The 1,346-nt window shown below is 59.4% G+C and carries 1 protein-coding gene; it reads right to left on the bottom strand.

Annotation, left to right across the window (positions count from 1 at the left end):
• Positions 1-49 precede the first annotated feature (49 nt).
• Positions 50-1,293, bottom strand: a protein-coding gene (locus KHO22_RS32280; RefSeq protein ID WP_420839677.1) for an IS3 family transposase whose coding sequence is annotated in 2 segments (ribosomal slippage) — positions 50-939 and positions 939-1,293 — 1,245 coding nt in all. Because the reading frame shifts where the segments join, the coding sequence is not laid out codon by codon here.
• Positions 1,294-1,346 lie beyond the last annotated feature (53 nt).

Genomic DNA, 1,346 nt, shown 5'->3' with positions numbered 1-1,346 from the left:
TGTCAAGTCCTGACATAGGTTGACAGGTTTTGATGGCGACCTTGGGCACCTAGCCCGCCAAGGCAATTGACGCCCGATGAACCTCATCGGGCGTTTTGTATTTCAGGGCCTGGTGGGGTCGTTCCCGGTTATAGATCCGCACAGACTCCTTCACCATGCGACTGGCTTGCTGCAGATCGGCCGGGCGATTGAGCAGGAATTCGCTCTTGAGGATGCCGTTGATACGCTCGGCCATGGCGTTTTGGTAGCAGTCATACCCATCGGTCATGGAGCAGGTCAGCCCATGCCGCTGATGGATGGCCTGGTAGTAGGTGGAGCAGTATTGAATTCCACGGTCCGAATGGTGCACCAGCGTTTGCTGCGTCTGGCGCGAGCGTAGCGCCATCTTCAGCGCCTGGCTCACCTGCTCGGTTTGCAGGCTGTCGTGGACATGGTAGCCCACGATCTTTCGCGACCAAGCGTCCGTGACAAGGCTCAGATACACGGTCTGCCGGGCGGTCGGAAGGTAAGTAATGTCGGCGACCCAGACTTGCTCGGCCGCCATGGGCACCACCTTCTGGGGCCCCTCTTTGAGCAGGTTGGGATGTCGCCGGAAGTGGTGATGGCTGTTGGTGGTCTTGTGATAGGCCCGATGCGGTCTCACGAGCAATCGCGCCGCGCGCAGAACATCGAATAACCGGTCACGCCCCATCCGGATTTCCGCCTTCGCCAGAGGCGCCTGCAGAACCCGCTGCAGTTTCCGCGTGCCCAAACGTGGTTGGCGCAGCCGCAGCTCGGTGACCAATGCGCAGATCCTGGCGTCCCGGGCCGTCTGTCGAAGTTCGCTGTGGCGGCGCTTGTAGTAAGCCTGGCGGCTGATGCCAAAGTAACGGCAAGCCCTGCTAACGCTTAGCCCCTGGACGAGCTCTTGCGCGAGGACTTGCCCGAAGGCTTTTTTACGACGCGTACCCCGTGCTCCTTCTGAATCACGTCGAGCACTGCTTCGAACAGTCGCGCCTTCTCCTGCGCCTCGCGCAACTGGACTTCCAGTTCCTTGATGCGCTGCTCCGGCGTGTGGGGCTTGGCTTTGCCTTGGTTTTCCATCGTCGCGTACCGGGCGCCCTGTGGCAACGAGCCGCCCCAGTCCTGTAGTCCGTGCTTGCGTAACCATACCAGCACTGTGGACCTTCCCTGGATTCCGTACTTGTGTTGCGCCTGCTTGTATGTCAGTTCGCCTTTTTCTACTTCCTCCACTACTGCTAATTTAAAAGCCAGCGTGTAGTCGCGTTGCGTTCGCTTCCGATCCATCTCCAAGGCACTCTCCTCATCACTGCGGGAAAAGTGTCAACCTTATTCAGGACGGGTCA

The organism is Cupriavidus yeoncheonensis, from assembly GCF_905397275.1.
In the GTDB taxonomy this organism is placed as follows: Bacteria; Pseudomonadota; Gammaproteobacteria; order Burkholderiales; family Burkholderiaceae; genus Cupriavidus; species Cupriavidus yeoncheonensis.
This window is presented reverse-complemented; position numbering and strand designations above follow the sequence as displayed.